The organism is Chryseobacterium barbadense (assembly GCF_042849955.1).
Classification (GTDB): domain Bacteria; phylum Bacteroidota; class Bacteroidia; order Flavobacteriales; family Weeksellaceae; genus Chryseobacterium.
Genome location: NZ_BAAFHL010000104.1, coordinates 1 through 4,703 on the forward strand (window position 1 = coordinate 1; position 4,703 = coordinate 4,703).

Genomic DNA, 4,703 nt, shown 5'->3' on the forward strand with positions numbered 1-4,703 from the left:
AACCTGGGCTTTTTTCCCGAAAGAAATAATATCAGGTTTCGCCGTAAAATGCTGGAAAGCCCACATTTTTCCAGTGATTCCTATTCCTGTCTGTACTTCATCAAAAATCAGCAGAACCTCATTTTCATCACATAGTTTTCTCAGTTCCGTAAAGAACTCATCTCTGAAGTGGTTGTCTCCGCCTTCTGCCTGAATTGGCTCAATGATGACGCAGGCTACTTTATCCGGATTGGATAAAATTGCTTCTTCAATATGAAGCAAGGCCATTCTTTCATTTTTGATGGTTTCTTCTAAGTTTTCCTCTGTAATTGGGAAAGTTAATTTAGGATTAAGGATTCTTGGCCAGTCAAACATCGGGAAATACTGATATTTTCTTGGATCTGAGGTATTGGTTAAGCTTAACGTATAACCGCTTCTTCCGTGGAAAGCCTGTCTAAAGTGGATGCAAATACCAGCTTCGGTTTGCAGGCCTTTTTCAAAATTCTTGCGTGTTTTCCAATCAAAACATGCTTTCATGGCATTTTCAACGCCCAGCGTTCCCCCTTCGATAAAGAAGGCATATTGTAATTCTTCGGGAAGTACCACTCTTTCAAATACTTCCAAGAAATGAGCATATTCTTCGGAGTAAACATCAGCTAATGTTGGTTTGTTAACGGCCATTTTTCCTAACCATGCTGATTTTTCCACCAGATAAGGATGATTATAGCCTATAGATGCCGATGCAAACATGGAAAACATGTCTAAATATTCTTTTTCAGAAAGTTTATCATATAACCATGAGCCGTGTGATTTCTCGATATCCATCACAAGATCAAAACCATCTGCAAGAACATGTTTTCCTACTGTTTCTTTTACTTTATTCATTTTCACTTCAATTGTTTGTTCCATACTTTTTTGGGATTAGGGAATTTGTGATTAATTTATATGATTCAATCTTTGATTCATATAAATTAAAAATTTTATAAATCAAATTTAATACCTTGCGCTAAAGGGAGTTGCGCTGTATAATTAATAGTGTTGGTTTGTCTTCTCATATAGTATTTCCATACATCTGATCCGGATTCTCTGCCGCCCCCGGTTTCTTTTTCACCACCGAAAGCTCCTCCGATCTCAGCTCCGGATGTTCCGATATTCACGTTGGCAATTCCACAGTCTGATCCTGCGTGAGAAAGGAATAATTCCGCTTCTCTTAAGTTTTGGGTCATGATGGATGAAGATAACCCCTGAGGTACATCATTTTGGATAGCAATTGCTTCTTCTAATGTTTTGTACTTGATGAGATATAAAATTGGGGCAAAAGTCTCGTGCTGAACGATATCGTAAGAGTTTTTCACTTCAGCGATACATGGTTTTACGTAGCAGCCGGATTCGTACCCTTTTCCTTTTAAAACTTCGCCTTCAACAATGAATTTCCCACCTTCTTTTTTACATTTTTTGATCGACTCTTCGTATTGATTAACGGCATCGGTATCAATCAGTGGCCCAACATGGTTATTTTCGTCCAAAGGATTTCCTATTTTTAATTGTCCATAAGCCTTAACCAGCCTTTTCTTCATATCATCATATACGCTTTCATGGATGATGAGTCTTCTTGTAGTAGTGCATCTTTGCCCTGCAGTTCCCACTGCTCCAAAAACGGCGCCGATAATAGCCATATCCAGATCTGCATCCTGAGAAATGATGATGGCATTGTTTCCGCCTAATTCAAGGATTGATTTTCCAAATCTTTCTGCCACTCTGGAAGAAACCATTCTTCCCACTCTTGTAGAGCCGGTGAAAGAAACAAGAGAAACACGCTTGTCATCTACTAGTTTCTGACCGATCTCATGATCTGCCACCAGTACACTTGAAATTCCTTCAGGAAGGTTATTTTCTTTCAGTACTTCAGACATGATATTCTGACATGCAATGGCACAAAGCGGAGTCTTTTCAGAAGGTTTCCAGATAGTAACATTTCCGCATATCCATGCTAAAGCGGTGTTCCAGGACCAAACGGCTACCGGGAAATTAAAGGCTGTAATGATTCCTACGATTCCCAGTGGGTGATATTGTTCATACATTCTGTGGCCGGGTCTTTCGGAATGCATTGTGTAACCATGCAATTGTCTTGATACTCCAACTGCAAAATCACAGATATCTATCATTTCCTGCACTTCACCTAAACCTTCTTGTAAAGATTTCCCCATTTCATAAGAGACAAGTTTTCCAAGATCGTTTTTGTATTCTCTTAACTTTTGGCCTAATTGTCTTACGATCTCTCCTCTTTTCGGAGCCGGAATCAGTCTGAATTCCTGAAATGCCTTCTGGGCAGACTCAATTACTTTATCGTAATCACTTTCGCCGGAGGTTTTAATTTTAGCAATTAATTTGCCATCTACGGGAGAAAAACTTTCTATCGTTTTTCCTGATGCGAAATATTTTCCGCCTGTTGATGTTCCTTTGTTCTCTTCTTTAATACCTAGATTTTTGAGCGTTTTTTCAATCCCAAAATCTTTGATTTTTTTAGACATAAAATGTTTACTTTTCGTTCTCTCTAAAGATAAAAATATTATACGAAACGCAAAATTTTATTTTTTTAACAGCTTTGTTATTTGGAATAATTCTAAACATGTTTATCTTTGTAAGGTAATATTTTTAATTTCAGCAATGGAAAATCCGCAGGAAAATAATTCGAAGTTCAAAAAGTGGTTCAAACGTGTGGGATGGGCAGGATTTGCTTTTTTTACCATTAAAGGTTTGATATGGCTGGTCATATTCTACTTTGGGGCAGATACGCTTCAGAGTTGCATGAAATAACAAAGCAGAGAAATTTCTCTGCTTTCTTTTTTAATAAGATTATTGATCATTCTTTCCTACTTATTTCCCTGATCTTGCTCATTACTCGTGCAACCATCTGATCACAGTAGATCAGGTTAAACTCAAAAATTTCTTCTTTTACATAAAATTTTTCCAGTTCTTTCCGCAGGCAATTCTTAGCCCGGTTGGTCCGAACTTTCACATTACTTTCACTGATGTCTAAAGCTTCGGCTGTTTCCTGTACACTTAATCCGTTGATTTCTCTTAATGTAAAAACCGTTCTGTATTCCTGAGGGATATTGAACAGGCTTTTTTCAATGATGGCATTTAATTCTCTGTTCATAATTTCATGGGATGTTTCACTATGATGAAGATTTTCGAAAATCTGACTTTTATTTTCAAGAGACTCCATATGTTTCGTATACCATTTCTGAACTTTACGATAGCATTGATGAAGCATTATCTTCGAGATCCAGGTCCGGAAAGTGGATTTATTTTTAAACTGATCTAAATGAAGAAACGCCTCAATATAAGTATCCTGCATGATATCCTGCGTATCTTCATGACTGAAACGGTACATTCTTCCAATTCGGTAGAGAGAAGGATTGTTTCGCCGGATCAATACTTCAAAAGCGGAAGTTTCCTTATTCAGAACTTTCTCTATTAATTCCAGGTCAGTATATTTTTCGTCTGCCTTCATTTATTTAGAATTGAGAATTGATGCCAATCTTGTCATTGAAAAAGCTGAAACAGCTATTACCAAATCTCTTACAGCAACATCTGCAAAGTTCCAGCCTGCCAATAAGGTGAGTGCAATAAGTACCAGCCATACCGAAACCACTAAACCGCCGATTTTAGGATTGATGAGGACCAATACTCCTGCAATAATCTCAATAATGCCGACAATCATCATAAAAGCTGCAGCAGAGAACGGTAAAATATCGAGAAGTGCGGGATTAATGTACTTCTCCCACTCGCAGAGGATATTAGTAAATTTATCCAGTCCCGCGACAACGGGAACTACTACAAAGGTAAATTTTAAAATATTAAAAACCTTCTGAAATTGTTTTAGCTGTATTGTTTCCATTTTTATTTTTTTATTTAAAAAATCGATGTTCTAAACAATAGAGTCAGGCTGTCACAAAAAGGTTACACTCTTTTGGAAAATTTACTCACTTTTTCATTTCAAAACTATTCTTTTTTCTTTCTTCCTGAACTGATCAGACTTTGATGAAGCAAATACTCAATCTGTCCGTTTACGCTCCTGAATTCATCATTTGCCCATTTCTCCAGAAGTTTATAGGTAGACTCATCTATCCTGATCACAAAAGACTTTTTACCTTTTGAAGGGGTTTCGGAAGAGTTTTGAGCTTTTTCTGATTTCATTTTTTCTTTTTTTAAACGCAAAGAGCGCTAAGGTTTTCAACTATTTTTGTGCTTTTATGCGCAAAGTCGTTCACTTAGCTAAGCCTGCAGATTTAATTACTAATTGTATAGGGTTCCCGCGTTTAAAATTGGGGTTGCTGCTTTTTCACCACAAAGTACTACCATCAAATTACTTACCATAGCTGCTTTTCTTTCATCATCCAACTCAACGATGTTTTCTTCTGAAAGTTTTTTAAGAGCCAGGTCTACCATTCCCACTGCTCCTTCCACAATTTTGGTTCTTGCTGCCACAATAGCCGTTGCCTGTTGTCTTTGAAGCATTGCCCCCGCAATTTCGGAAGCATAAGCCAAATGGGTAATCCTTGCCTCCTGAATAATGATTCCTGCCGGAGCTAGTCTTTCCGTTAATTCCTCTTCCAGGATTTTATTTACCTGGTCTCCACCGTCTCTTAATGTAATATTAGCATGCTCATCTTCAAGATTATCATAAGGAAAACTTACAGCAAGGTGTCTTACGGCAG

General features: G+C 37.6%; 7 protein-coding genes. 1 reads left to right on the forward strand and 6 read right to left on the reverse strand.

What is annotated here, in order from left to right:
- Together ACGHIN_RS16515 and amaB are read right to left on the reverse strand one after the other, a co-directional pair.
- Window positions 1-888 (reverse strand): aminotransferase class III-fold pyridoxal phosphate-dependent enzyme (locus ACGHIN_RS16515; RefSeq protein ID WP_390456068.1); only part of this gene is annotated, 888 nt, incomplete at its 3' end.
- 71 nt (window positions 889-959) lie between these two features.
- Window positions 960-2,510 (reverse strand): L-piperidine-6-carboxylate dehydrogenase, encoded by a 1,551-nt coding sequence (gene amaB, locus ACGHIN_RS16520; protein ID WP_390456071.1) that lies wholly within the window; start codon window positions 2,508-2,510, stop codon window positions 960-962.
- Between the two features lie 136 nt (window positions 2,511-2,646).
- Between amaB and ACGHIN_RS16525 the strand changes: the two genes are divergently transcribed.
- Window positions 2,647-2,796 carry a histidine kinase gene (locus ACGHIN_RS16525; protein WP_121461826.1) on the forward strand — a complete coding sequence of 50 codons (150 nt, stop codon included), beginning with the start codon at window positions 2,647-2,649 and terminating at the stop codon, window positions 2,794-2,796.
- A 46-nt stretch (window positions 2,797-2,842) separates the two neighbouring features.
- Here ACGHIN_RS16525 and ACGHIN_RS16530 read toward each other — a convergent pair whose 3' ends face one another.
- The 4 genes from ACGHIN_RS16530 to ACGHIN_RS16545 form a co-directional block, all read right to left on the reverse strand.
- A complete protein-coding gene (locus tag ACGHIN_RS16530; RefSeq protein WP_390456074.1) occupies window positions 2,843-3,496 on the reverse strand; it encodes a sigma-70 family RNA polymerase sigma factor in 654 nt (217 codons plus the stop codon).
- Window positions 3,497-3,883, reverse strand: coding sequence for a hypothetical protein (locus ACGHIN_RS16535; RefSeq protein ID WP_390456077.1), 387 nt, complete (start codon window positions 3,881-3,883; stop codon window positions 3,497-3,499).
- A gap of 104 nt (window positions 3,884-3,987) precedes the next feature.
- The gene (locus tag ACGHIN_RS16540) at window positions 3,988-4,182 is read right to left on the reverse strand and encodes a type II toxin-antitoxin system antitoxin (protein ID WP_390456079.1); all 195 of its coding nucleotides are present in this window, start codon (window positions 4,180-4,182) and stop codon (window positions 3,988-3,990) included.
- A 99-nt stretch (window positions 4,183-4,281) separates the two neighbouring features.
- Window positions 4,282-4,703 (reverse strand): SPFH domain-containing protein (locus ACGHIN_RS16545; protein WP_390456082.1); only part of this gene is annotated, 422 nt, incomplete at its 5' end.

Excerpts from the sequence above, each read along its gene's own strand:
- amaB (WP_390456071.1), bottom strand. The coding sequence starts at position 2,510 with ATGTCTAAAAAAATCAAAGATTTTGGGATTGAAAAAACGCTCAAAAAT.
- ACGHIN_RS16525 (WP_121461826.1), top strand. The coding sequence starts at position 2,647 with ATGGAAAATCCGCAGGAAAATAATTCGAAGTTCAAAAAGTGGTTCAAA.
- ACGHIN_RS16530 (WP_390456074.1), bottom strand. The coding sequence starts at position 3,496 with ATGAAGGCAGACGAAAAATATACTGACCTGGAATTAATAGAGAAAGTT.
- ACGHIN_RS16535 (WP_390456077.1), bottom strand. The coding sequence starts at position 3,883 with ATGGAAACAATACAGCTAAAACAATTTCAGAAGGTTTTTAATATTTTA.
- ACGHIN_RS16540 (WP_390456079.1), bottom strand. The coding sequence starts at position 4,182 with ATGAAATCAGAAAAAGCTCAAAACTCTTCCGAAACCCCTTCAAAAGGT.